Annotated in this window: 21 protein-coding genes and 3 tRNA genes; 14 read left to right on the top strand and 10 right to left on the bottom strand. The window is 60.6% G+C overall.

Features of this window, described 5'->3' with window-relative positions; translation table 11 throughout:
• Positions 1–2 precede the first annotated feature (2 nt).
• The 4 genes from PZN02_RS19015 (at position 3) to PZN02_RS19000 (ending at position 2,222) form a co-directional block, all read left to right on the top strand.
• Positions 3–500 carry a GNAT family N-acetyltransferase gene (locus PZN02_RS19015; protein WP_280659454.1) on the top strand — a complete coding sequence of 166 codons (498 nt, stop codon included), beginning with the start codon at positions 3–5 and terminating at the stop codon, positions 498–500.
• Positions 501–589: 89 nt separating this feature from the next.
• Positions 590–1,054 carry a GNAT family N-acetyltransferase gene (locus PZN02_RS19010; protein WP_280659453.1) on the top strand — a complete coding sequence of 155 codons (465 nt, stop codon included), beginning with the start codon at positions 590–592 and terminating at the stop codon, positions 1,052–1,054.
• Positions 1,055–1,162: 108 nt separating this feature from the next.
• Positions 1,163–1,558, top strand: coding sequence for an NADH:ubiquinone oxidoreductase subunit NDUFA12 (locus PZN02_RS19005; protein WP_280659452.1), 396 nt, complete (start codon positions 1,163–1,165; stop codon positions 1,556–1,558).
• A 211-nt stretch (positions 1,559–1,769) separates the two neighbouring features.
• Positions 1,770–2,222, top strand: a complete 453-nt coding sequence (locus PZN02_RS19000) for a DUF2155 domain-containing protein (RefSeq protein ID WP_280659451.1) — start codon at positions 1,770–1,772, stop codon at positions 2,220–2,222.
• A gap of 75 nt (positions 2,223–2,297) precedes the next feature.
• Here the strand turns inward: PZN02_RS19000 and aat are convergent, their stop codons facing one another.
• From aat to PZN02_RS18975, 5 genes are all read right to left on the bottom strand, one after another.
• Positions 2,298–2,912, bottom strand: coding sequence for a leucyl/phenylalanyl-tRNA--protein transferase (aat, locus tag PZN02_RS18995; RefSeq protein ID WP_280659449.1), 615 nt, complete (start codon positions 2,910–2,912; stop codon positions 2,298–2,300).
• Between the two features lie 9 nt (positions 2,913–2,921).
• Positions 2,922–4,265, bottom strand: coding sequence for an acetyl-CoA carboxylase biotin carboxylase subunit (gene accC, locus PZN02_RS18990; protein ID WP_280659448.1), 1,344 nt, complete (start codon positions 4,263–4,265; stop codon positions 2,922–2,924).
• A gap of 10 nt (positions 4,266–4,275) precedes the next feature.
• A complete protein-coding gene (accB, locus tag PZN02_RS18985; protein WP_280659447.1) occupies positions 4,276–4,752 on the bottom strand; it encodes an acetyl-CoA carboxylase biotin carboxyl carrier protein in 477 nt (158 codons plus the stop codon).
• A gap of 24 nt (positions 4,753–4,776) precedes the next feature.
• A complete protein-coding gene (gene aroQ / locus PZN02_RS18980) occupies positions 4,777–5,223 on the bottom strand; it encodes a type II 3-dehydroquinate dehydratase (protein WP_280659446.1) in 447 nt (148 codons plus the stop codon).
• A 156-nt stretch (positions 5,224–5,379) separates the two neighbouring features.
• On the bottom strand, positions 5,380–6,144 hold the full coding sequence (locus PZN02_RS18975) for a DsbA family protein (RefSeq protein WP_280659445.1): 765 nt from the start codon (positions 6,142–6,144) through the stop codon (positions 5,380–5,382).
• Positions 6,145–6,486: 342 nt separating this feature from the next.
• On the opposite strand from PZN02_RS18975, the gene PZN02_RS18970 reads away from it, so the two are divergent.
• A complete protein-coding gene (locus PZN02_RS18970; RefSeq protein WP_280659444.1) occupies positions 6,487–7,644 on the top strand; it encodes a pyridoxal phosphate-dependent aminotransferase in 1,158 nt (385 codons plus the stop codon).
• Between the two features lie 173 nt (positions 7,645–7,817).
• Here PZN02_RS18970 and PZN02_RS18965 read toward each other — a convergent pair whose 3' ends face one another.
• On the bottom strand, positions 7,818–10,568 hold the full coding sequence (locus PZN02_RS18965; protein ID WP_280659443.1) for an Rne/Rng family ribonuclease: 2,751 nt from the start codon (positions 10,566–10,568) through the stop codon (positions 7,818–7,820).
• 741 nt (positions 10,569–11,309) lie between these two features.
• On the opposite strand from PZN02_RS18965, the gene PZN02_RS18960 reads away from it, so the two are divergent.
• From PZN02_RS18960 to prfB, 3 genes are all read left to right on the top strand, one after another.
• Positions 11,310–12,557, top strand: coding sequence for an N-acetylmuramoyl-L-alanine amidase (locus tag PZN02_RS18960; RefSeq protein WP_280659442.1), 1,248 nt, complete (start codon positions 11,310–11,312; stop codon positions 12,555–12,557).
• Between the two features lie 397 nt (positions 12,558–12,954).
• Complete coding sequence (locus PZN02_RS18955) at positions 12,955–15,408, top strand: penicillin-binding protein 1A (protein ID WP_280659441.1); 2,454 nt, start codon at positions 12,955–12,957, stop codon at positions 15,406–15,408.
• A 151-nt stretch (positions 15,409–15,559) separates the two neighbouring features.
• Positions 15,560–16,691, top strand: a protein-coding gene (gene prfB / locus PZN02_RS18950) for a peptide chain release factor 2 (RefSeq protein ID WP_280659440.1) whose coding sequence is annotated in 2 segments (ribosomal slippage) — positions 15,560–15,628 and positions 15,630–16,691 — 1,131 coding nt in all. Because the reading frame shifts where the segments join, the coding sequence is not laid out codon by codon here.
• 68 nt (positions 16,692–16,759) lie between these two features.
• Here prfB and PZN02_RS18945 read toward each other — a convergent pair.
• Together PZN02_RS18945 and PZN02_RS18940 are read right to left on the bottom strand one after the other, a co-directional pair.
• Positions 16,760–17,272, bottom strand: coding sequence for a hypothetical protein (locus PZN02_RS18945; protein WP_280659439.1), 513 nt, complete (start codon positions 17,270–17,272; stop codon positions 16,760–16,762).
• Between the two features lie 89 nt (positions 17,273–17,361).
• The gene (locus PZN02_RS18940) at positions 17,362–18,135 is read right to left on the bottom strand and encodes an NAD kinase (RefSeq protein ID WP_280659438.1); all 774 of its coding nucleotides are present in this window, start codon (positions 18,133–18,135) and stop codon (positions 17,362–17,364) included.
• 151 nt (positions 18,136–18,286) lie between these two features.
• Between PZN02_RS18940 and PZN02_RS18935 the strand changes: the two genes are divergently transcribed.
• Positions 18,287–18,362, top strand: a tRNA-Thr gene (locus tag PZN02_RS18935).
• Between the two features lie 44 nt (positions 18,363–18,406).
• On the opposite strand, the gene PZN02_RS18930 is transcribed toward PZN02_RS18935, so the two are convergent.
• The gene (locus PZN02_RS18930) at positions 18,407–19,348 is read right to left on the bottom strand and encodes a LysR family transcriptional regulator (RefSeq protein WP_280659437.1); all 942 of its coding nucleotides are present in this window, start codon (positions 19,346–19,348) and stop codon (positions 18,407–18,409) included.
• A gap of 135 nt (positions 19,349–19,483) precedes the next feature.
• Here PZN02_RS18930 and PZN02_RS18925 point away from each other — a divergent pair, with 135 nt between their 5' ends.
• Together PZN02_RS18925 and PZN02_RS18920 are read left to right on the top strand one after the other, a co-directional pair.
• Positions 19,484–20,104, top strand: coding sequence for an FMN-dependent NADH-azoreductase (locus PZN02_RS18925; protein ID WP_280659436.1), 621 nt, complete (start codon positions 19,484–19,486; stop codon positions 20,102–20,104).
• A gap of 109 nt (positions 20,105–20,213) precedes the next feature.
• Positions 20,214–20,486 carry a hypothetical protein gene (locus PZN02_RS18920; protein ID WP_280659435.1) on the top strand — a complete coding sequence of 91 codons (273 nt, stop codon included), beginning with the start codon at positions 20,214–20,216 and terminating at the stop codon, positions 20,484–20,486.
• Positions 20,487–20,498: 12 nt separating this feature from the next.
• Here the strand turns inward: PZN02_RS18920 and PZN02_RS18915 are convergent, their stop codons facing one another.
• Positions 20,499–21,374, bottom strand: a complete 876-nt coding sequence (locus PZN02_RS18915; protein WP_280659434.1) for a TrmH family RNA methyltransferase — start codon at positions 21,372–21,374, stop codon at positions 20,499–20,501.
• Between the two features lie 214 nt (positions 21,375–21,588).
• Between PZN02_RS18915 and PZN02_RS18910 the strand changes: the two genes are divergently transcribed.
• From PZN02_RS18910 to tuf, 3 genes are all read left to right on the top strand, one after another.
• Positions 21,589–21,673, top strand: a tRNA-Tyr gene (locus PZN02_RS18910).
• A 23-nt stretch (positions 21,674–21,696) separates the two neighbouring features.
• Positions 21,697–21,770: transfer RNA gene (locus PZN02_RS18905), tRNA-Gly, on the top strand.
• Between the two features lie 263 nt (positions 21,771–22,033).
• Entirely contained in the window at positions 22,034–23,209 is a 1,176-nt protein-coding gene (gene tuf, locus PZN02_RS18900; RefSeq protein ID WP_280659423.1) for an elongation factor Tu, read from the top strand.
• Positions 23,210–23,458: the final 249 nt, after the last annotated feature.

Here is a 23,458-nt window from a genome sequence, read left to right as displayed (position 1 = left end):
CCATGTTCTTCGTCCGCACAGCCGGCGAGCGCGACCTGGAAAAGGTACGCGTCTTGCTGACCGAGACGTGGCACGCGACCTACGACACGCTTTACGGCGTCGACAAGGTCAACGAACTCACCGCCAGATGGCATTCGGTTGACGCCCTGACAAAGCGCCTGCAGCGAAAGAACGCCGAATTCGTCGTTGCCGACAATGGCAGCGAGCTTGCCGGCATGGGTTATGCGGCGATGTCGGACACGCTGGCGAAGACCGCCGTTCTCCACCAGCTCTACGTCCTCCCGAAATATCAAAGGCAGGGCATCGGCCGCGACATGTTTGCCGAACTCGAAACCTGTTTTCCCGATGCGGAGCGCATGCGGCTGGAAGTCGAGCCGCAGAACCTTCATGCATTGGCGTTCTATCGGGCGCATGGTTTTGCCGAAGTCGGAAAGACGGCGAACTGCGGAGACGAGCTATCGGGCGTGCCGGCGCTGATCCTGGAGAAGAGGCTTTCCTAGTCGTCGCAATCAATGCACGCCGATTGTCATGAAACTGTTGCCTCCTGCTGATTGTTGCGCGGCAGATAAGAGCACGGGGAAAACCGGAAGTGACAATCGACCTTGAAATCCGACAAGCCGAGCGCGGCGAGTTGCCTGCGATCATTGCCCTTTTTGCCAACGACCGGCTGGGCGGGCACGGCGACACGACCGACCCGGAAGCCTTCGGTGACTATCTTGCGGCTTTCGAAGAGATCAGTCGATCGCCTCATCAGACGCTGTATGTGGCCCACCTTGGTGGCGAGGTCGTGGGCACGTTTCAGACTGCGCTTCTGACATCGCTTCCCGGGCGTGGCAGCTCGAGCCTGGTTATCGAGGCTGTACAAACGCGCGAAGACATGCGTGGCCGGGGCATCGGCGAACGCATGGTTCGTCACGCGATTGCGGTGGCGCGAGAGCAGGGAGCGGCGAAGGTCCAACTGACCTCCAATGTCGTGCGCATCGATGCCCACCGCTTCTACGAGCGCCTTGGTTTCGAGCGTAGCCATTTCGGCTTCAAGATGCGGCTGAAATGACTGGCGGCAAAGCGGAATCACTGGACAAGGCAGGAGTGGCGGGGCATAAGCGGGAGCATGAAATTGATGTCCGGCTACCTTCCCAAAAGCCGGTGAAGGAAGACACCCATGAAGCTTCTGCTGCAGATTTTCACCTGGTGGAACGAACAGACGATCGGCACGCGTTTTCATACCTGGCGCTTTGGCAAGCGCGTGGGTGAGGACGAGTTCGGCAACGTCTACTATCAGGGTGGCACGGATTCCGAAGGTCGTACGCGGCGCTGGGTGATCTATAACGGCCCTGCCGAGGCCTCCGCCATCCCGCCGGGCTGGCACGGCTGGATGCATCACCGCACGGACATTTCCCCCGCCGACGAGAAATACGTCCCGAGGGAGTGGCAGAAGCCGCACCGTGCGAACGCGACCGGCACGGCGCAGGCCTATCGCCCTAAGGGATCGATCGCGGGCGCGGGCGAACGCCCACGCGTGACCGGCGACTACGACGCCTGGACGCCGCGCTCCTGAGCTGCGGTTTCATCCGCGCGGGATGCGAACGAACCCCGTCGATCACGGCGCAGCCACAATTCGGGTTTAGCGCCTGAACCTGGAGCAGTTCCGGGCGCGTGGGAATCGGTTCGCCATCCGGAAGCGGAAAACAAAGAATTTGAGTTGGTGCATGTTTCAATCGGAAACGAACCGCTCCGAGGACGAATAGGAAGCGCGGGGGACTGGCGGAATGGCAGGTTTCTGTCTGCAGAATTGGATCGGCCTGGCGGCCCGTCGAGCGGGCCTTGCGCTCCTGATGGCGCTGCCTTTGATGTCCTCCACCGATATCGCGCGTGCAACACGTCTTTCCAATTCCGTCGCGGTTTTTTCCGGCATCGACAAGATCACCGGCCGCATCACCACGTTCGACGTCTATATCGGCGAGACCGTGCAGTTCGGCGCGCTGCAGGTAACGCCGCGCGTCTGCTACAGCCGCGATGACACCGAGGCGCCGAAGACGACGACCTTCGTGGAGGTCGACGAGATCACGCTTGATCGCAAGATACGGCGCATCTTCACTGGCTGGATGTTCGCCGACAGCCCGGGCCTGAATGCGGTTGAACACCCCGTCTATGACGTCTGGCTGCAATCCTGCAAGGCGACCTCCGACCTGCCGCCGCCAGACACGGCGGCCAAGCAGTAATCCTCGGCGGCAATCGCTAAGCGCCGCATCTCATCAGACGCGCAACGATCGTTGCCGGCCGTGGGTTGGGCGCGGCTAAAAAGTCAGGTCCGGCGAGGCCATCGCTTTAGCCAGCAAAATCTCGTATTCGGCTTTGGGCACATCGATCGCACCGAAGGATTTCAGATGCTCGGTCGTGAACTGGGTGTCGAGGAGCTGAAATCCCTTTGCCCGCAGCCGTTCGACAAGATGGACGAGGCAGATCTTCGAGGCATCGCTGCGCAGCGAGAACATGCTCTCGCCGAAGAAGGCGGCACCAAGCGAGACACCATAGAGACCGCCGACGAGGGCGTTATTCTGCCAGGCTTCCACGCTGTGGGCGTAACCCATTCGATGAAGGGCCGCATAGAGCGAACGGATCTTCTCGTTGATCCAGGTTGTCGGCCGGTCCGGCGCCGGCCTCGCGCATCCATCGATCACCGCTTCGAAAGCCGTGTTGTAGCGGATCTCGAACGGGCGGCGACGGATCGCCTTCGCCAGGCTGCGCGAAATGTGGAAGGCGTCGAGCGGTATGATCCCGCGTATTTCCGGCTCGACCCAAAAGAGTTCCGGATCGTCGGCCGAGTCGGCCATTGGGAAGAGGCCGATCGAATAGGCGCGCAGCAACATGTCCGGCGTTATGTCCGGTTGTTTGCTGCGCGTCCCCTTCAATTCTTTGTCCTATGCGGATGTTGCGGCCAGATGATGCTCCAGCCAGTGGATATCATAGTCGCCGTTGGCGATGTCCTGATTGTTGATCAAGTCCTGGAACAGCGGCAGGGTCGTCTTGATGCCGTCGATGACGAACTCATCGAGCACGCGGCGAAGCCGCATCATGCACTCGACGCGCGTGCGGCCGTGGACGATCAGCTTGCCGATCAGGCTGTCGTAATAGGGCGGAATGCGGTAGCCCTGATAGACGCCGCTGTCGACACGCACGCCGAGGCCCCCCGGCGCGTGGAAATGCGTGATCGTGCCCGGGGAGGGAACGAAGGTGCGCGGATCCTCCGCATTGATACGGCATTCGATAGCGTGGCCCGAGAAGACGACATCTTCCTGTTTGACCGAGAGACCGGCGCCGGACGCGACGCGAATCTGCTCGTGCACGAGATCGATGCCGGTGATTGCTTCGGTAATCGGATGCTCCACCTGAAGGCGCGTGTTCATTTCGATGAAATAGAACTCGCCGTCCTCGTAGAGGAACTCGATCGTACCGGCGCCGCGATATTTTAGCTTCTTCATCGCGTCGGCACAGATCTGGCCGATCTTCATGCGCTGGTCGACGTTGAGAGCAGGGGAGTTCGCCTCTTCCCAGACCTTCTGGTGACGGCGCTGCAGCGAGCAATCGCGTTCACCGAGATGGATGGCGTTGCCTTCGCCGTCTCCAACGATCTGGACTTCGATATGGCGCGGCCTGCCGAGAAACTTCTCCATATACACGGCGTCGTTGCCGAACGCTGCTGCCGCTTCGGAGCGCGCCGTCGCGACGGCATGCTCGAGATCGGCTTCGGTTCTTGCGACCTTCATGCCGCGCCCGCCGCCGCCGGCCGTCGCCTTGATCAGCACCGGGAAGCCGATCTCACGGGCGACTTCAAGCGCATTCTCGGGCTTCACCTCGCCATCGGACCCGGGAACGACCGGAATGCCAAGAGCTTCCGCCGTCTTCTTGGCGGTGATCTTGTCGCCCATGAGGCGGATATGTTCAGCCGTCGGACCAATGAAGGTGATGTCGTGCGCGTCGAGGATGTCCGCGAATTTGGCGTTTTCCGAAAGGAAGCCGTAGCCAGGATGCACCGCATCCGCACCAGTGATTTCACAGGCAGCGACAATCTGATGGATATTCAGATAGCTCTCGCGTGAAGGCGGCGGTCCGATGCAGACGCTTTCGTCCGCGAGACGAACATGCATCGCATCGCTATCGGCCGTCGAATGTACGGCAACGGTTGCGATACCGAGCTCCTTGCATGCGCGCAGCACCCGCAGGGCGATTTCGCCGCGATTGGCAATGAGGATTTTCGAGATCATCGCCACGCCCTTATTCGATCACGATCAAGGGTTCGCCATATTCGACCGGGGCCGCGTCCTGAACGAGAATTTCGGTGACCTTGCCGGCGCGTGGTGCCGGAATCTGGTTCATCGTTTTCATCGCCTCGATAATCAGGATCGTCTGGCCCTCCTTGACCATCGCGCCGACCTCGATGAAGGGACGGGCGCCAGGCGCAGGAGACAGATAGGCGGTACCGACCATGGGCGCGGTTACGGCATTCTTGGAACTCCGGCCGCTCTCGGCAGCCGGCTGAGGTGCCCCAGCGGGCTGTGCGACGGCAACCGGGGGCGGTGCCTGGTAAGTGGGCATTGCCGGCATCGACATCGCGACAGGCGTGCCGTTACGCGAAACGCGGATGCGCAAGTCTTCCTGCTCTACCTCGATCTCGGTCAGGTCGGTATCGTTGAGGATATTGGCGAGATCGCGGATCAGCGCCTGGTCGATACCCGGTTTCTTTTCAGCCATGGGAATATGAGCCTCGTGTTCTTCTTATTTCGACTTGTCCGTCAGGTTCTTTAGCGCATGCAGCGCCAGAATGTAACTCTGTGCGCCGAAGCCGCAGATCACGCCTTTGACGGCTGGTGCGATCATCGACTTGTGGCGGAATTCCTCACGCGCGTGGATGTTGGAAAGATGCAGTTCCACCACGGGAACCGCAATCGCACGAATAGCGTCATGCATGGCAATCGACGTGTGGCCATAGGCGCCGGGGTTGATCGCGATGCCCGCGGCCTTGTCGCCGGCTTCGTGCAGCCAATCGACGAGGGTACCTTCGTGGTTCGACTGTCGGAAATCGACGTCGAAGTCCAGCAACTTTCCCTCCGACTTGCACATGGCCTCGATATCGGAGAGCGTTTGGCCGCCATAGATGCCCGGTTCGCGCTTGCCGAGAGCGTTCAGGTTGGGGCCATTCAGCACAAAAATCGTCGAGGGCATAAGGGATTCCGGTCCGATGATGGAGGGTTACCTATAGACTGATGGTTCCGCGAGGGAAAGCCCCTTGGGTCCCCGGGGAATTTGTCCACAAGTGATGGCGTTTGAGGGGAGCGCGACCTGAGGGAGGTCGCTTCACATTTTGCGGCGTCTCTCGGTTCAGCAGACGGTTTTGCCGCAGCTGCGCATGTTTTCCACCTTCGTGGAGATCTCGTCAGCGCCGACGGCGCCGAAGACGGCTTCGTTGCCGATCACATAGGACGGTGTGCCAGTGATGCCGAGTTCGTTTGCGAGCGAATAGGCCTCGCGCATGGCAGCGTCCTGCGGCTCCTTTTCCATTTTTGCACGCAGTTGCTCTTCGGTGACGCCGAGTTTCGCCGCGACGGCGATCGCCGTTTCCTCCGTCGCCCGCTCCTCGCCGCCGAGCAGAGCGCGGTGGAAGTCGCCGTATTTGTCCGGAGCGATAAGGCGGAAAGCGGCGCTGATCTTGTGGGCGGCAAGGGAATCAGGCCCGAGGATCGGCAATTCCTTCAGCACGAAACGGACGTTCTTGTCCGCCGCGAGGATTTGATCCATGTCGGAAAGCGCCCGTTTGCAATAGCCGCAGTTGTAGTCGTAGAACTCGACGATCGTGACATCGCCGTCGGGATTGCCAAGGGTGATATCATATTCGGATTGGAAGATCGCTTTCTTGTTCGTGGCGATCGCCGCTTCGGCTGCTTCCTGCTGCTTGGCGCGCTGTTTGGCTGAAAGCGCCTCCTGCACTTCGAGCATGACCTCCGGATTGGCGAGCAGGTACTCCTTGATGAAGGCGCCGAACTCTTCTTTCTGCTTTGCATCGAGCGCGGCAGCCGTCTGCGGCAATGCGACGCTGGCAGCAAGGGCAAGCAGCGTTCCGGCGGCAATCATCTTCTTGAAGGTCATTCTTTCCTCGTTGTCTTTCCGTACTCTGTCTGTCGTTCATTTCGCACGGCTGCGTCAATGTGCGTGTTTGAAAGACAACAATTTTCCAAGATTCTCGCACTCTCTTGATGCGAGCATAGGGTGCGCCGCGGCGAAACGAAACGGCAAAATCGGCGGAAATGCGGCACTCTCGCACTTGTGAAGGGCGAAATGATCAGGCAAAGGAGCGCGGACACGGTCCCGCTTCTACAGCGCCGCGCGTCTTATCGGACGCGCAGAGGACGCTGTAGCACTTTGAATGGCTGCATGTTCTTATCCTTGAATAGACGACGATTTAAGGAAACACGCAGCAGAGGATTTCCATTGACACAGATGTCGAAACGCAGTGCCGTCGAGCCCTTTCATGCCATGGATGTGCTGGCGGAAGCCACACGGCGGCGCGATGCCGGCCATCCGGTTATCTCGATGGCGGTGGGGCAACCGGTTCATCCGGCCCCGAAGGCGGCCCTTGAAGCGGCAAGGCGTGCCCTCGAGCACGGCCGTCTTGGCTATACGGACGCACTCGGCACGCTGTCCTTGAAGACAGCGATTGCCCGCCACTACCACAGCCGCCATGGCATCACCCTTGATCCGCAGCGGATTGCAGTCACGACAGGCTCGTCGGCAGGTTTCAATCTGGCGTTCCTCGCGCTCTTCGATCCGGGTGATTGCGTCGCCATCGCCCGCCCGGGATATCCAGCCTACCGTAACATCTTGCAGGCGTTGGGTCTGACCGTCGTCGAGGTCGAGGCGGGCAGGGAGACCGGCTTCACGTTGACCCCGGAAAGCCTCGCTCGCGCGGCCGAGCGCATCGGCAAGCCGCTCAAGGGCGTGCTGCTTGCAAGCCCGGCCAACCCCACGGGGACGGTGACCGGGCGAGCCGGCCTCAAGGCGCTCGCGGACTATTGCCGCGCCGAGCGGATCATCTTCATTTCCGACGAGATCTACCACGGGCTGACATTCGTTGGCGAAGAGGCCACCGCGCTCGAGGTGACCGACGACGTGGTCGTGATCAACTCCTTCTCGAAATACTATTGCATGACCGGTTGGCGGATCGGCTGGATGGTGTTGCCCGAGGCACAGGTGCGCGGTTTCGAGCGCCTAGCGCAGAGCCTCTATATTTCGCCGCCGGAGCTTTCCCAGATCGCCGCAGAGGCGGCGCTCGATGCGCATGAGGAGCTGGACCGCTACAAGGCGGCCTATGCCGCCAACCGCGAACTACTGATGAAACGCCTGCCGCAAATCGGCCTTGCGATCGCTTCGCCGATGGATGGCGCATTCTATGCCTATGTCGACGTCAGCCGATTCACCAATGACAGCATGGCCTTCGCACGGCGGATGCTGGCCGAGATCAACGTTGCGGCGACACCCGGTTTCGACTTCGATCCTGTGGAAGGCCACCGAACAATGCGCTTCTCCTATGCCGGATCCGCGGCGGAGATGTCGGAGGCGATGGACCGCATCGCCCGCTGGTTGGTCTGATTGAACAGCCGTTTCACGCGGTTACGCTGGAATCTTTGCCGCAAGCGCGGGATGGGCTATCGGCGGCGATCGCTCGCCTGCGATGAAACCACTGTGCCGGTCCAGGTAGTGGGCAGCCACCAGAAAAAAGCCCGGAACGAATCCGGGCCTTTTCATAGGAAAGATGCAGCAGCTCAGAAGAAGCCGCGACGCTGCCACCAGCCGCCCTTTTTCGGCTTCGGCGGCTCCTCGTCGTTATTCTCCGTCTTGCTCGAAACATTCGAGGTGATGACCGGTTCGGACGCGATCGTCGCGAGGTCACGATTGGCCCTCGCGGGCTTCGCCCCTTCGAGATCGGCTTCGGCTTCCTCGACAGCCTCCGTTGCGGGATCCACCGTCTCCGGCTGCTCCTCGACTGCAGTCTGCGCCGCCTCGTCAGCGTCGGCATCGGCCTTGGCCGCCTTCTTGCGAGTACGCTTCGGCTTGGCCGGCTTCGCTTCTTCCGACACCGTTTCCACGGCCGCAGCCTCGGCCGCAACTGGCTCTTCAGCTACAGGCTCCGCCGCTTCCGCCTCTTCGGCCACTGCATCTTCACCGGCGAGATCGCCGGCGGTTTCGCCTTCGGTCGTTTCCAGCTTGTTGCGGCGGCCGCCACGCTTGCCGCGGCGCCGACGCTTGCGCTTCTGGTCGCCGTCCTCCGCTGCTTCGGCACCCTCCAGAGCGTGTTCGTCCTCGGCCTCCTCGGCTTCACCGGCCGTGCTCTCCGGCGTCTCGTCAGCTTCGGCTGCGACCGCTTCCGGCCCCTGAACGCCGCCCTTGCCGCGGCGACGACGACGGCGCTTGCGCTTGCGGCCGCCGTCGTCGGCCTGCTGGGCCTTTGCCTGCTCCGGACGCTCGGCAGCGGTCTCTTCCGCTTCCTCCTCGTCCAGATCTTCCTCGATCACGACGTCTTCTTCTTCTTCTTCCGGTTCCGGTTCGAAATGCAGGAGCTGTTCGATCTTGACCGGATTCTCGACCGGTTCGCCCCGGTCGATCGCGAAATGCTGCGCGCCGACATGGGCGTCAGCCTCGATGATGATCGAGACGCCGAAGCGCTGTTCGTAATCCATGATCGTGCCGCGCTTCTGGTTGAGCAGGTACAGCGCGATTTCGGGGATCGTGCGCACGGTGATGTCGTGCGTCGTGTTCTTGAGCAGATATTCCTCAATGCCACGCAACACATGCAGTGCGACGGAGGACTGCGAGCGGACGTGACCGGTGCCGTTGCAGTGCGGGCAGGTCTGCATCGTGCTCTCAAGAACCGAGGCACGGATGCGCTGGCGCGACATTTCGAGCAGGCCGAAATGCGAGATCCGGCCGACCTGAATGCGTGCTCTGTCGTTCTTCAGGCAGTCTTTGAGCTTCTTCTCGACCGCGCGGTTGTTACGCTTTTCCTCCATGTCGATGAAGTCGATGACGACAAGCCCGGCAAGGTCGCGCAGACGCAACTGCCGCGCCACTTCCTCGGCAGCCTCCAAGTTGGTCTGGAGGGCGGTGTCCTCAATCGAGTGCTCGCGGGTCGACCGGCCTGAGTTAACGTCGATCGAAACGAGCGCTTCGGTCTGGTTGATGATGATGTAGCCGCCCGACTTCAGCGTTACCTGCGGCTGCAGCATGCGATCGAGCTGCGCCTCGATACCGGAACGCGAGAAGATCGGGTGCACGTCGCGATAGGGCTGTACGACCTTCGCATGGCTCGGCATCAGCATCTTCATGAAGCTCTTGGCTTCCTTGTAGCCTTCCTCGCCGGAAACGATGATCTCGCTGATGTCCTTGTTGTAGAGATCGCGGATCGAACGCTTGATCAGGCTGCCTTCTTCGTAGACGAGGCAAGGCGCGGTCGAATTCAACGTCAGCGTGCGGACGTTTTCCCACAGGCGCATCAGATATTCGAAGTCGCGCTTGATCTCGACCTTGGTGCGGTTCGCACCGGCCGTGCGCAGGATCACGCCCATGCCCTGCGGCACTTCGAGGCCACGGGCGATTTCCTTGAGCCGCTTGCGGTCCTGCAGGTTGGTGATCTTGCGGGAAATGCCGCCGCCGCGCGCCGTGTTCGGCATCAGAACCGAATAGCGACCCGCAAGCGAGAGATAGGTGGTGAGCGCAGCACCCTTGTTGCCGCGTTCTTCCTTGGCAACCTGGACCAGCAGGATCTGGCGGCGCTTGATCACTTCCTGGATGCGGTACTGCTTGCGCGGCTTACGGATATGGCGATCCGGCACTTCTTCCATGGCGTCTTCGGCGCCGACGGATTCGATGATTTCCTTTTCGGCGTCGTGGGCATCGTCGTCGTCATCGTCGTCGTCGCGGCGACGGCGCGTATCGACATCCTCGGAAATCGAATCGGCGTCGACCATGGCGGCCATCTCGCCGCGGCTGCCCTCTTCGCCACCGTCCTGGCTCTCCGCCGTCTCGGGCGCTTCTTCGGCAGCCTTCACCTTGGTGCGACGGGTGCGCTTCGGCTTTGCCTTCGGCTTCTCGACGACGGTTTCGACTTCCGCAGGCGCCTCGGCGCTTGCTTCGACGACCTCGGCAACGGTTTCCGGCTCGGCTTCGACCGGTGACGGCTTCTGCTCGCTTGCCGTCTCCACCGGCTCGATATCGTCATCGCGGCGGGCCTCTTCGGCCTCCGCCTTCAATAGCGCCTGACGATCGGCGAGGGGGATCTGGTAATAGTCCGGATGGATTTCGGCGAAAGCCAGGAACCCGTGGCGATTGCCGCCGTAGTCAACGAAAGCGGCTTGGAGCGAAGGCTCCACCCTGGTCACCTTGGCCAGGTAAATATTGCCGCGGATCTGCTTCTTATGTTCCGATTCGAAGTCGAATTCTTCTATGCGGTTCCCGCGTACGACAACGACGCGCGTCTCCTCTGCGTGAGACGCATCGATAAGCATTTTCTCTGCCATCTAAGTTGTGCTCCTCGGCGCAACAGTGAAACGGCAGACAGACCTGCTTCCTTGGGAAGGCCGTCAGACACGTCGAAAGCTGCGCCGGATGTGAAAGGTCCTGTTTGGTGCAGGTGAAGATGCAGCAGCCAGACGGCAGCCGAGACGTTTACGTCCCGGGGCCTCTTTACTTCTGACCGATACTGCTGAGTCACATCAAAGACCAAACAAGAATGCCAATGTCCTGGACCTCGAAGGCGAGGCCCGATGAATGCGCCCGCTCGCGGGCATCTGGTGAAAATCACCATCAAGAACTCCGGCCACCGCCGGAAATTGCGATCCAGTATACGGGGAGGAAATGCAGCGACGGCGGATGAACACCTGCGGCCGCGTAAGGCATGATACGGTTGCAACCGGCATTTCCGGCTCGATCATTCCTGGCGCCAAGCTTCTCTAAAAGCTCCGGCTGCCCGGCCGACGATTCTATCCCGTCAACACTTTCTCCTTGTGACGCTTTTATGGTTTCTATGTCACATTGGCAAGGGAAAAGCCTTTGCCGCCACAATATTGATCGATTCGCTTGCCCCGGTGAAATTGAGCGATAAGGAACGCATTCGCGCCCGCGAGTCGCGTTGCGACGCGGCCATCATGAGGGTTTTGTCAAGATTTGGTTAACCATGAGGGTTCATTGGTTGAGGGGTTGATGGTTTGCCGTAAGGCAGGCCGCTGGTATCTGAAGGAAATGGTGGGGAGCCCGGGTTGATGCCTTCGGCGAAACGTCTGTGTTCTTTGCGATCTGTGACGTCGTGGTGTCGCTCTCTGCGCGCAATAGCCTTTGCATTTGCTGCGATAACCGCAAGCGCGGCCGCCGTGCGGGCGGCCGAACCGCTGCTGGCCTTCGGTGCGCGGATCGCTGGCGACGATGCCCGAACGCGCATCGTTGTCGAATTCGACCGCAAACCGGAATTTTCCATTCACTATGTGGCAAACCCGGTCCGTGTCATCGTCGATTTGCCGGAGACGTCGTTCGGCCTGAAACCGGAGAGCCTGGAGCCACGCGGGCTTTTCGACGCCATTCGCTATGGAGCGATGGGCGTCGGCACGTCGCGGCTCGTTCTGTCCGCCAAGGGGCCAGTCGAGATTCGTCATGCGGAGGTGAAGGCAGAAGAGGACGGCAAGAGCTTTCGGCTTGTCCTTGATGCCGAAAAGATCGACCAGACCCGCTTCGACGAACTTCTCGGCAGCCAGCAATGGACGGGTACGGTGCGTGCGGTCAAGACCGATCGGCCGGTCGCTGCCCCCGTGAAGAACCCCGGCGCCTTCGTGATTGCTATCGACGCCGGCCATGGCGGCATCGATACGGGCGCGATCGGAACCGTCACCAAAACCGAGGAAAAGCATGTGACGCTCGCCTTCGCTGAGGAACTGGTCGCGACGCTCAAGCGCGAGGCCGGTGTCGAAGCGTTCCTGACCCGCGACCGGGACGAGTTCCTGTCGCTGCCGCAGCGTGTGCAGATCGCGCGGCAGAAGGGCGCCAACCTCTTCATATCCGTTCACGCCGACACGCTGAAGCAAAAGGACATTCGCGGGGCCACGGTTTACACCATCTCCGACAAGGCATCCGACCATCTCGCAGCCAATCTGGCCGAGCGCGAAAACCTGTCCGACGAGATCGCCGGAGTACCGCTGCAAAGCGAGCCGGCGGAAGTGGCGGACATCCTGATCGATCTCACGCGCCGCGAAACCCAGGCCTTCTCGGTCAATCTCGCGCGCACCGTCGTTACGTCCTTCGAAGGGCAGATCAAGCTGATCAACAATCCCCATCGCCACGCGGGTTTCCGCGTGCTGCAGGCGCCGGATGTGCCTTCCATCCTGCTCGAACTCGGATTCCTTTCGAACAAGGACGATGAGAAGCAGTTGCTCGATCCGGAATGGCGCAAGAAGGTATCGGGTCTGCTTGCGGTCGCCGTTCGACGCTATCGCGAGATGGCTGTCGCAAACGGCGGCTAGTCAGATCCAAGCTCGGCACACTTACGGCCTCTCTTATCGGGGCTGCAACGGGGCGAGGGCACTGCGGCGTGCGGGGGAAGTGATTTGTGTCGCCTGGGTAACAGCGATATGCTTTTCAACAAGATGCGCACGGGATAATCGGAAACCAGCCCTATTTTACTCACAATCCGGGCACTTAGGAAAAAGGTGCCCGGATTTGTTGGGGAACAGTGTTGATGCTTGACCTTCCTCGCCATATGAGGGAGCGACGGAAGCGCGTAGCCGCAATACCAGACGATTTGTGACGAAAAGTTTGGCGAGGTCGATTTCGTTTGCGAGAACACGAAGCCTTCGGGCCTTCGCATCATGCGACGACGATCTGGCAATGGGACGATAATTAGGTACCGGTATCTGACTGATGATCAGACTGATTGGATATTTTTTCGGCATTGGTGCGTTTCTGCTGCTTGGCGTTTCTGCGGCCGTTGCGATCTACCTTGGCGCCATCACCAAGGATCTGCCGGACTACGAGGTGTTAGCCAATTACGCGCCGCCGGTGACCACGCGCTTCCACGCCGGCAATGGCGCCCTGATGGCCGAATATGCCCGCGAGCGGCGCCTCTATCTGCCGATCCAGGCGATCCCGGATCGCGTCAAGGCGGCCTTCATTTCCGCCGAAGACAAGAATTTCTATCTGCATCCCGGTGTTGACATCACCGGTCTCGTCCGCGCCATCGCCGTCAACGTGCAGAACTTCGGCTCCGGACGGCGCCCGGTCGGCGCTTCGACGATCACCCAACAGGTCGCGAAAAACTTCTTGCTGACCTCGGACCAGACGATCGATCGCAAGATCAAGGAAGCGATCCTCTCTTTCCGCATCGAGCAGGCCTACAGCAAGGATCGAATCCTTGAACTCTACCTCAACGAGATCTTCTTCGGCCTGAACTCCTACGGCATTGCCGGCGCCGCGTTGACCTATTTCGACAAGTCGGTGACCGAGCTGACGGTTGCCGAAACCGCCTACCTGGCTGCGTTGCCGAAGGGGCCGGCCAACTATCATCCCTTCCGCAAGACGGAAGCGGCGATCGAACGCCGCAACTGGGTGATCGACCGGATGGTGGAAAACGGCTACGTGACCAAGGCGGATGGCGAAGATGCGAAGAAGCAACCGCTTGGGGTCACGCCGCGTCGTGGTGGCGCTCACCTTTTCGCATCCGACTTCTTCGCCGAGGAAGTGCGCCGTCAGATCATCCAGAAGTATGGAGACAACGCGCTCTACGAGGGCGGTCTTTCGGTGCGTACTTCACTTGATCCGCATCTGCAGATCCTGGCGCGCAAGGCGCTGCAGGATGGGCTTTTGAGCTATGACGAGCGCCGCGGTTTTCACGGCCCGATCAAGACGATCGAGATCGGCGGCGACTGGGGCGAACCGCTCGGCAAGGTCGCTGGCCTGAGCGACGTGCCGGAATGGAAGCTGGCGGTTGTCCTTTCGGTTGATACGGAAGGGGCAGAGATCGGTATCCAGCCGGCGAAGGAAGCATCCGGCAAGATCGTTCCGGAACGAGTGACAGGGCACATCTCGGCAAAGAACATGCAGTGGGCCTACCGTTCTGCCGGCGGCCAACGCAAGACCGCCAAGTCGCCGGAAGGTGTCCTTGGCCCCGGTGATGTCGTCTATGTCGAACCGACCGGCGAAGAGGGCGAGTATCGACTGCGCCAGCCGCCGAAGGTGCAGGGCGGGCTGGTTGCGATGGATCCGCATACCGGCCGCGTGCTGGCGATGGTCGGCGGCTTCTCCTACGCCCAGTCGGAATTCAACCGCGCCACGCAAGCGATGCGCCAGCCGGGCTCGTCGTTCAAGCCTTTCGTCTACGCGGCCGCACTCGACAATGGCTACACGCCGGCCTCGGTCATCCTCGATGCGCCGATCGAGATCGTTGCCGGCGGCCAGGTCTGGCGCCCCGAGAACTACGGCGGCGGCTCTGCCGGTCCTTCCACCCTGCGTCTGGGCATCGAGAAGTCGCGCAACCTGATGACCGTGCGGCTTGCCAACGACATGGGCATGAACATCGTTGCCGAATATGCCGAGCGTTTCGGCATCTACGACAAGATGGCGCCGCTGCTTTCGATGTCGCTCGGTTCGGGCGAGACCACGGTGCTGCGCATGGTTTCGGCTTATGCCGTCATCGCCAATGGCGGCAAGCAGATCAAGCCGTCGCTGATTGACCGGATCCAGGACCGTTATGGCAAGACCATCTTCCGCCACGAGGATCGGACTTGTGACAACTGCAACGCCGATGACTGGGGCAGTCAGGAAGAGCCGGTGCTGACAGACAACCGTGAGCAGGTCCTCGATCCGATGACGTCCTATCAGATCACGTCGATGATGGAAGGCGTCATCACGCGCGGCACTGCAGCCGGCAAGATCAAGCTCGATCGTCCGATTGCCGGCAAGACCGGGACGACCAACGACGAGAAGGATGCCTGGTTCGTGGGCTATACGCCGGATCTCGTCGCCGGCCTCTATCTTGGTTTCGATGATCCGGCGCCGCTTGGTCGCGGGGCGACCGGCGGCAGTCTTTCGGCGCCGATCTTCAACACCTTTATCCAGGAGGCGGTCAAGGGCACGCGTCCCGGCAAGTTCGTGGTGCCGGAAGGCATGAGCCTCATTCCTGTCAACCGAAAGACAGGCATGGCGGCTGTCGAAGGCGAGCCGGATACGATCATCGAAGCCTTCAAGCCGGGCACAGGCCCCGCCGATTCCTTCTCCGTCATCGGCGGTCTCGATCAATATGTGCCGCCTGAAGAGATCCTGAGGAACTCGCCGCAGGCGAACCAGGCGGTGACCTCCGGCTCGAACGGCCTGTACTGACCCTTTCTTTCTGATGCATGTCGCCCAAAAGTGTGCAGCGGTTTTGGGATAACGACATACACAAAACAAGATGTCGCCCGTCGCCTTTACATCGGCGGCGGGCGTCGCTATTTGAGCCTCACGTTTTTACGGGTTCACAAGAAGCAGGAACATGCGAAGCGAAATCGAGAATATTGTCGACGAAATCAAGCAGGCCATAAGCCTGCTGAGGAGGCATCTTTGACTGGGACCAGGCGATAAGACGGCTGGACTGGTTGAACAACAAGGCGGAGGATCCGTCGCTCTGGAATGATGCCGCCGAGGCGCAGAAGCTGATGCGCGAGCGCCAACAGCTCGACGATGGCATTAGCGGTCTGCGCCGGTTCGAGCAGCAGCTCAATGACAATATTGAACTGATTGAACTGGGCGAGGAAGAAGGCGACGCAGCGATCGTTGCAGACGCCGAGGAAGCCCTGAAGCAGCTGCGCAATGAGGCCGCGAAGAAGCAGGTCGAGGCCATGCTTTCGGGCGAGGCGGATCAGAACGACACCTATCTCGAAGTCCACTCGGGCGCCGGCGGCACGGAAAGCCAGGACTGGGCGAACATGCTGCTGCGCATGTATACCCGCTGGGCCGAGCGCCAGGGCTACAAGGTGGAACTCATGGAAATCCAGGACGGCGAAGAAGCCGGCATCAAGTCCGCCACGCTGCTCGTCAAGGGTCACAATGCCTATGGCTGGCTGAAGACGGAGTCGGGCGTGCACCGGCTTGTGCGTATCTCGCCCTACGACAGCAATGCCCGGCGGCACACCTCGTTCTCGTCCATTTGGGTCTACCCGGTCGTCGACGATTCGATTCAGATCGATATCAACGAGAGCGACTGCCGGATCGATACCTACCGATCTTCGGGTGCCGGTGGCCAGCACGTCAACACGACCGATTCCGCCGTGCGCATCACGCACATGCCGAGCGGTATCGTCGTGCAGTGCCAGCAGGAACGCTCGCAGCACAAGAACCGGGCCAAGGCCTGGGACATGCTGCGCGCGCGGCTTTACGAGGCCGAGCTCAAGAAGCGTGAGGAAGCGGCGAACGCCGAGGCGGCCTCCAAGACCGATATCGGTTGGGGTCACCAGATCCGTTCCTATGTTCTCCAGCCCTACCAACTGGTCAAGGACTTGCGGACGGGTGTCGAGAGCACGAGCCCCGGCGACGTGCTCGACGGCGAATTGAACGACTTCATGGAGGCGGCTCTGGCCCACCGCGTACAGGGTGGCGCGGATGCCGTTGTCGACGACCTGAACTAACAGGTCTTGCAACCATTGGATTGTCGGAGGCCGGGTGCTTGCGCCCGGCCTTTTGCATTGTGGCGGTGTCAGTTTGTTGCACGCTCGATCTTGATGTCGCCGAGATCGTCGATCACCACAGTCCAGGATTCCGGTTCCCTGGCCGAAGGGTCCGTCTTCAGATAGACGGTTGCGAACATCCCCGGTTGCGGGGTGATGCCGGTCGATGTTTCCGGCCGAATGTCTGTGACATAGGGCTTCAAAGCGGTGAATTCTTCCAACTCGGCCGACGAAACCACCTCGGGGCCGGTGGGTGTCGATGCAATCTGCTGAAGGTGCACCTGAGCGGTGCCGTCGTTCTGGCGAACCGCAATGAGCTTGTAATAGCCACGCTTCCCGCTTGGCGAGCTTCCCTGCGAACCGGATGCGGCGCCGCCGGCATTTTTCTCCGCACTATCCTGCGAAAACGCAGCGCCGCTTTCCTCCCAGTAACCGGTGCTGGTCACGAAGGTGATATTCGGGGGAAGGATGGCGGATTCTTGCGCCCACAAGTTGCTTGCGGGCAGGGCGAGGCAGAGCGCGAGAAACAGAGCTTTATACATCGGTCGACGCATCCTCCTGAAATGCCTGTTCGGCGGGGCCGGCGGCTACCGTTTTCGACCATATCACATCGGTATTGCAACGTGTGATTTCAATTGGAGAATTGCTCGGCAAGAATGCGATCGGACCAGGAATGGTCCGGGTCGGAGAGGATGCGGGCGGTCAGTTTTTCGGATTCGGCGATGCGAACCTTGACGACCGACTTTACCTCCTGGTGGTCGGCGACCGCGTTGACCGGCCGCTTGTCCGCCTCGAGGATCTCGATCTCCACGGTGACGTGATTGGGCAGCAGCGCGCCGCGCCAGCGCCGCGGGCGGAATGGGCTGACGGGCGTGAGCGCCAACAGCGGCGCTTCCAGCGGCAGGATCGGACCGTGCGCGGAAAGGTTGTATGCCGTCGAGCCAGCCGGCGTCGCCAGGAGAAGGCCGTCGCAGGTCAGCTCCTCAAGCCTCGTCTTACCGTCGATGATGACCTTCAGTTTGGCCGCCTGATAGGATTGGCGAAACAGATAGACTTCGTTGATCGCCAATGCCGTGAATATGTTGCCGTTGACGTCGGTCGTCTGCATCTCCAAGGGGTGAAAGGCATTCTCGAGAGCTCTTTCGATGCGGCGATGCAGATTTTCCGTGCTGTAGCGGTTCATCAGAAAGCCCACCGAGCCACGGTTCATGCCATAGACGAGCTTGCCGGAGTTCATCGTCTTGTGCAGCGTATGCAGCATGAAGCCGTCACCGCCGAGCGCGACGATCACGTCTGCCTCGTCCGCTTCGTGATTGCCATAAATGGCCGTGAGATCCTTGGCCGCCTTTTGCGCCTCTTCTGCCGGAGAGGCGAGGAAGGCGAGTGTGTTGAACTTGCGGGCCATGAAACTCAGTCCGTCATGAAAGGGCAGGGCGGTCGGGTTGCTAACCCCATTTTCTGGCACGGCCTTGCCGCGAACGCACTCGAAAAATTGGGAGAAGTCGCATTTTTGCTTTACACGGAATCAGAATATGATAACTGCCAGCGCGGAAAGTGCCCTTATAGCTCAGTTGGTAGAGCGGCTGATTTGTAATCAGTAGGTCGGGAGTTCGAGTCTCTCTGGGGGCACCATCTTTTCAACGGCTTAGCTGTACTCCCATTCATTCAGCTCCTGGTCAGATGTCGAACGATACCGGCGGTCTCGGGTCGATCTCGATGCAGCGCGACATGGCACCGAGCAAATTGTCGGCAAGATAATCGATCAGGGCGCGCGTTGCCGGCAATAGGCCGCGGCGCGAGGGGAAGACGAGGTGGACCATGACATCGCCCGATGTCCATTCCGGCAGGACCGGAACGAGGACGCCGGTGCGGAAGGCGCGTTCGCAGATGTGGTCCGGCAATAGCGCAATTCCCATACCCTCGATCGCGGCGCGTTCAAGAATGAGGAAGTCGCTGCAACCGATGATCGGCCGGTGTCCAATTTCGATAGCCGTTCCGTCAGTATGACGCAGCCGCCAGATGTCGTTGATATGTTGTTCGTTCGTCGAAAGCGTCGGCATCTGGGCAAGATTGTCCATGGTGATGCCATCGAGACGGGCGAGAAGCGTCGGGCTTGCCGCAAGCCGCTGGCGCACTGTGCCGAACTGGCGCACGATCAATTGACTGTCGGTGTCAAGCTGTTCACGAGCGCGCAGAGCGACATCGATCCGCTCCTCGACGAGATCAAGGCGCCTGTTGGTCGTCGTGATCAGCAAACGAACGCCAGGATACCGGCGATGAAAGCCTGGCAGGATATCAGCCAGCATCGGAGTGAAGCCAAGTGGGCAACCGAGTCGGACGATCCCCGTTGGCTCGGCGCGCACCGCCGCGATTTCGGCCTCGGCCGCCTCGACGCCTTCCAGCAATCCCTGGCAATGCTCGTAGAAGACGGTCCCGATTTCGGTCATCCGCAACTTGCGCGTCGAACGCTCGAGCAAGCGGACGCCAAGTTGCTCTTCCAGGCGCGCAACATGCTTGCTGAGCTTCGATTTTGGGATGTTCAGGTCTCGCGCTGCCGCGCTGAAGCCATTGTTTCTTACGACGGCCGCGAAGAGAGCGATGTCATTAAGGTCCTGCATTCCTGCCTCCACGGCCCGTCTTTACGCATAGATTGTTTCTATCAGGAAACAGAATGTCAAATATCTGCGCACTTATCCTGCGATTGTTTTCCGATCATATGAGGGACACCGCAACGCAACATAAAGGTGCCTCCCATGAAAGTCCTTCATATCGACTCCGGCATTCTCGGAGAACATTCGGTTTCCCGTCGGCTGACGGCGGCGATCGTCTCTCAGATCAAGGCCGACCGGCCGGACGCCGAGATCACCTATCGCGACCTGGTGGCCAACGGTGCGCAGCACCTTACCGGTTCGCAGATCATGGCCCCCGCCGACCTCGGTGGCGTTGAGCCGGCTCTCGCCGCCGACGTTCAGAGCGGTCGCCGGATGCTGGAGGAATTCCTGGCTGCTGACACGGTCGTCGTCGGTGCGCCTATGTATAACTTCTCCATTCCGAGCCAGCTAAAGGCCTGGATCGATCGCCTCGCCGTCGCCGGCAAGACCTTCCGCTACACCGAAGCTGGCCCGGAAGGGCTTGCCAAGGGTAAAAAGCTCATCATTGCCTCAACCCGCGGCGGACATTATTCCGCTGGCCCGGCCGCAGCCATGGACCATCAGGAGAGCTACCTGAGGACGGTCTTCGGCTTCTTCGGCATCACCGACATCGAATTCGTCCGCGCTGAAGGCCTCAACCTCGGCGACGATTCGAAGCAGTTCGCGATTGCCGAGGCCGAAAAGGCGATCACTGCCGGCAACGTCCTTCGTCTGGCGAGCTAACACGTTCATCTGGACCGTGAAACATCGGTTCGTTGTGGAGAATGCCGGCTGTGAAAGCAGCCGGCATTCTCCGTTTTTGCTGGTCGTCATTTCGCGTTAATATGCGCTTATGAAACGTGTGCGCGCGATGCCGATTGCAATGCTGTCGCTGGCGGCGATCATGGCCGCCGGAAGCGTGCTTGCTGCGCCCCCTGATCGGCGGTGCACCTGTCGCAATCGCGACGGATCGACATACGAGGTTGGCCAGACCGCCTGCATCAGGGTAGGCGGCATCTCCTATCTGGCGCGCTGCGAAATGAATCTCAACGTGAGCACTTGGAAGAAATTGCGTGACGGATGCCCGACCGCTCAAATCGGAACGGCGGATATGCGCCTTGATTGAAGCCCGTGCCGTCTAAATCTTCAAGAACTGTCGTGCCGCATACATGGCGATCGCCGCAGCGTTCGAGACGTTTAGCGACTTGATCGCTCCCGGCATGTCGAGCCGGGCGAGCGCCCTTACCGTCTGACGCGTCTTTTGCCGCAATCCCTTGCCCTCCGACCCCAATACGAGGGCGATCCTGTTGCCGGCGAAGGTACCTTCGAGCGGTTCCGGACCTTCCGAATCGAGACCGATTGTCTGAAAACCGAGCTTGTGCAGTTCGTCTATCGCATCGGCGAGATTGGTGATCTGGATGTAAGGGATCAGTTCCAGCGCGCCGGAAGCGGATTTCGCCAAGACACCCGATTCGGTCGGGCTGTGGCGCATCGTGGTAATGAGTGCGCCGGCATCGAAGGCGACCGCGGAGCGCATGATTGCGCCGACATTGTGGGGATCTGTCACTTGGTCGAGCACCAGAATCAGCGGACAGTCGCGCAGCGCTTCGAGTCTTCGGTGCGGCAGCGGCCGCGTTTCCAGCATCACGCCCTGGTGGATGGCGTCCGGTCCGAGAATCCTGTCCAGATCCTGCGGCGTTACGACCTCGGTCGGAAAGGGAAGCGCAGAGAGGTCGCCGAGTTCCAGCCGGGCAGCCGCGTTCTGGGTTATAGAGAGGCGAACGATTTTCCGTTCCGGATTGTCGAGGGCGGCGCGAACCGTGTGCAGACCGTAGAGGAGCACCTGCTCAGGCGCCAGCGCCGGAGGCTTCCAGTCGGCCGGCATCTTCTTGCGCTTGTCCTGCCTGGGCGTGGGGATCTCGCCGCGCTCGCGCCGGACGTCGCGGTGGGCGCGCCGGAGATTGGCATAATGGGTGTCCCTGGCGCTCTTGTCGCCGCTCTTGCTCTTGCTCATGTGGGTCTTATAGTGAGGTTCGATCGCCGTTGGAAACGCTTTCGGCAGTCTCCGCCGGCGCTGCTGTGGAGAATTTCTGAAATTTTGCGTTTCGCCGTGTTGACAGGACGAAGGAGGGCGGTCATATACCCGGCGCAGATCGCGAGGCGGCAGCAAATGCAGCCGCTTCCTTCACGATCTCAAATGCTTGGTCGATTGATCCCGACAGAATAATGGAGGGATGCCCGAGTGGTTAAAGGGGACGGACTGTAAATCCGTTGGCTCAGCCTACGTTGGTTCAAATCCAACTCCCTCCACCATTCTGCTTCAGGATCTAAGGCCCGCGGGTATAGCTCAATGGTAGAGCAGCAGCCTTCCAAGCTGAATACGCGGGTTCGATTCCCGCTACCCGCTCCAACTCATTCCAGCATTGCAGAGACAGCTAAGACAGCGCTTCAAATAGACGACGCATGTCGATGATTATGCTTAATGTTCGCGCGTTCAATAAACCGCCGCCCCGATATCGGGCGCCTCGTTTGATCTCGAGGCGCTGAGCGGCTGTGCAGCACCGTCCTGGCGCACGCAATTAAGTCTTGCGCAAATCCCGCGAAACCCTTAAACGGCTCGACAAACCGGCCGAGCCGGCTGATCCATCTTATTTGACCACAGGAAACGTACCCATGGCAAAGAGCAAATTTGAGCGCAACAAGCCGCACGTTAACATTGGCACGATTGGCCACGTTGACCATGGCAAGACGTCGCTGACGGCAGCGATCACGAAGTATTTCGGCGAGTTCAAGGCGTATGACCAGATCGACGCTGCGCCGGAAGAAAAGGCCCGTGGTATCACCATTTCGACGGCGCACGTCGAATATGAGACGCCGAACCGTCACTATGCGCACGTCGACTGCCCCGGCCACGCCGACTACGTCAAGAACATGATCACCGGCGCGGCGCAGATGGACGGCGCGATCCTGGTTGTTTCGGCTGCCGACGGCCCGATGCCGCAGACCCGCGAGCACATCCTGCTCGCCCGCCAGGTCGGCGTTCCGGCAATCGTCGTGTTCCTGAACAAGGTCGACCAGGTTGACGACGCCGAGCTGCTCGAGCTCGTCGAGCTCGAAGTGCGCGAACTGCTGTCGTCCTACGAATTCCCGGGCGACGACATTCCGATCGTCAAGGGCTCGGCGCTGGCTGCGCTTGAAGATTCCGACAAGAAGATCGGCGAAGACGCGATCCGCGAGCTGATGGCAGCGGTTGACGCCTACATCCCGACGCCGGAGCGTCCGATCGACCAGCCGTTCCTGATGCCGATCGAAGACGTGTTCTCGATCTCCGGCCGCGGTACGGTTGTGACCGGTCGCGTCGAGCGCGGCATTGTCAAGGTCGGTGAGGAAGTCGAGATCGTCGGCATCCGTCCGACGACGAAGACGACCTGCACGGGCGTTGAAATGTTCCGCAAGCTGCTCGACCAGGGCCAGGCTGGCGACAACATCGGTGCGCTGCTGCGCGGTATCGACCGCAACGGCGTCGAGCGTGGCCAGATCCTCTGCAAGCCGGGTTCGGTCAAGCCGCACAAGAAGTTCAAGGCGGAAGCCTACATCCTGACGAAGGAAGAGGGTGGCCGTCATACGCCGTTCTTCACCAACTATCGTCCGCAGTTCTACTTCCGCACGACGGACGTGACCGGCATCGTGACGCTGCCGGAAGGCACGGAAATGGTGATGCCGGGCGACAACGTGACGGTTGACGTCGAACTGATCGTGCCGATCGCGATGGAAGAAAAGCTGCGCTTCGCAATCCGCGAAGGCGGCCGCACCGTCGGCGCCGGCATCGTCGCCTCCATCGTCGAGTAATGATCGCGAGGACGATGCCGTCAGCTGCCGACGGCAGCAAGGAAGGTGCAAATGGCGCGCAAGCGCGATTTGCACGCGGCGCCGGCATCGTCGCATCGATCGTCAAGTAATTCCGGCTAGCCCGGATTTCGAAGGCCCCGCAGGCAACTGCGGGGCCTTCTGTCTTGGGTGATGAATACGCACCCCCGTCTGCACTGCGCCTGATGTACGCAACAGCGCTCGCGGGATCCGGTGTGTGCGGCCGCCGAT

This window comes from Sinorhizobium garamanticum, assembly GCF_029892065.1.
Classification (GTDB): Bacteria; Pseudomonadota; Alphaproteobacteria; order Rhizobiales; family Rhizobiaceae; genus Sinorhizobium; species Sinorhizobium garamanticum.
Note: the sequence above shows the minus strand (reverse complement) of the source record. Positions and strands in the feature narration are given on the sequence as shown.

Excerpts from the sequence above, each read along its gene's own strand:
- PZN02_RS18940 (WP_280659438.1), bottom strand. The coding sequence starts at position 18,135 with ATGGCCCGCAAGTTCAACACACTCGCCTTCCTCGCCTCTCCGGCAGAA.
- PZN02_RS18930 (WP_280659437.1), bottom strand. The coding sequence starts at position 19,348 with ATGCAGGACCTTAATGACATCGCTCTCTTCGCGGCCGTCGTAAGAAAC.
- PZN02_RS18920 (WP_280659435.1), top strand. The coding sequence starts at position 20,214 with ATGAAACGTGTGCGCGCGATGCCGATTGCAATGCTGTCGCTGGCGGCG.
- PZN02_RS19005 (WP_280659452.1), top strand. The coding sequence starts at position 1,163 with ATGAAGCTTCTGCTGCAGATTTTCACCTGGTGGAACGAACAGACGATC.
- accC (WP_280659448.1), bottom strand. The coding sequence starts at position 4,265 with ATGATCTCGAAAATCCTCATTGCCAATCGCGGCGAAATCGCCCTGCGG.
- PZN02_RS19015 (WP_280659454.1), top strand. The coding sequence starts at position 3 with ATGTTCTTCGTCCGCACAGCCGGCGAGCGCGACCTGGAAAAGGTACGC.
- PZN02_RS18965 (WP_280659443.1), bottom strand. The coding sequence starts at position 10,568 with ATGGCAGAGAAAATGCTTATCGATGCGTCTCACGCAGAGGAGACGCGC.
- PZN02_RS18945 (WP_280659439.1), bottom strand. The coding sequence starts at position 17,272 with ATGTATAAAGCTCTGTTTCTCGCGCTCTGCCTCGCCCTGCCCGCAAGC.
- PZN02_RS18915 (WP_280659434.1), bottom strand. The coding sequence starts at position 21,374 with ATGAGCAAGAGCAAGAGCGGCGACAAGAGCGCCAGGGACACCCATTAT.
- accB (WP_280659447.1), bottom strand. The coding sequence starts at position 4,752 with ATGGCTGAAAAGAAACCGGGTATCGACCAGGCGCTGATCCGCGATCTC.
- PZN02_RS18975 (WP_280659445.1), bottom strand. The coding sequence starts at position 6,144 with ATGACCTTCAAGAAGATGATTGCCGCCGGAACGCTGCTTGCCCTTGCT.
- PZN02_RS18955 (WP_280659441.1), top strand. The coding sequence starts at position 12,955 with ATGATCAGACTGATTGGATATTTTTTCGGCATTGGTGCGTTTCTGCTG.
- PZN02_RS18925 (WP_280659436.1), top strand. The coding sequence starts at position 19,484 with ATGAAAGTCCTTCATATCGACTCCGGCATTCTCGGAGAACATTCGGTT.
- PZN02_RS18960 (WP_280659442.1), top strand. The coding sequence starts at position 11,310 with ATGCCTTCGGCGAAACGTCTGTGTTCTTTGCGATCTGTGACGTCGTGG.
- aroQ (WP_280659446.1), bottom strand. The coding sequence starts at position 5,223 with ATGCCCTCGACGATTTTTGTGCTGAATGGCCCCAACCTGAACGCTCTC.
- tuf (WP_280659423.1), top strand. The coding sequence starts at position 22,034 with ATGGCAAAGAGCAAATTTGAGCGCAACAAGCCGCACGTTAACATTGGC.
- PZN02_RS19000 (WP_280659451.1), top strand. The coding sequence starts at position 1,770 with ATGGCAGGTTTCTGTCTGCAGAATTGGATCGGCCTGGCGGCCCGTCGA.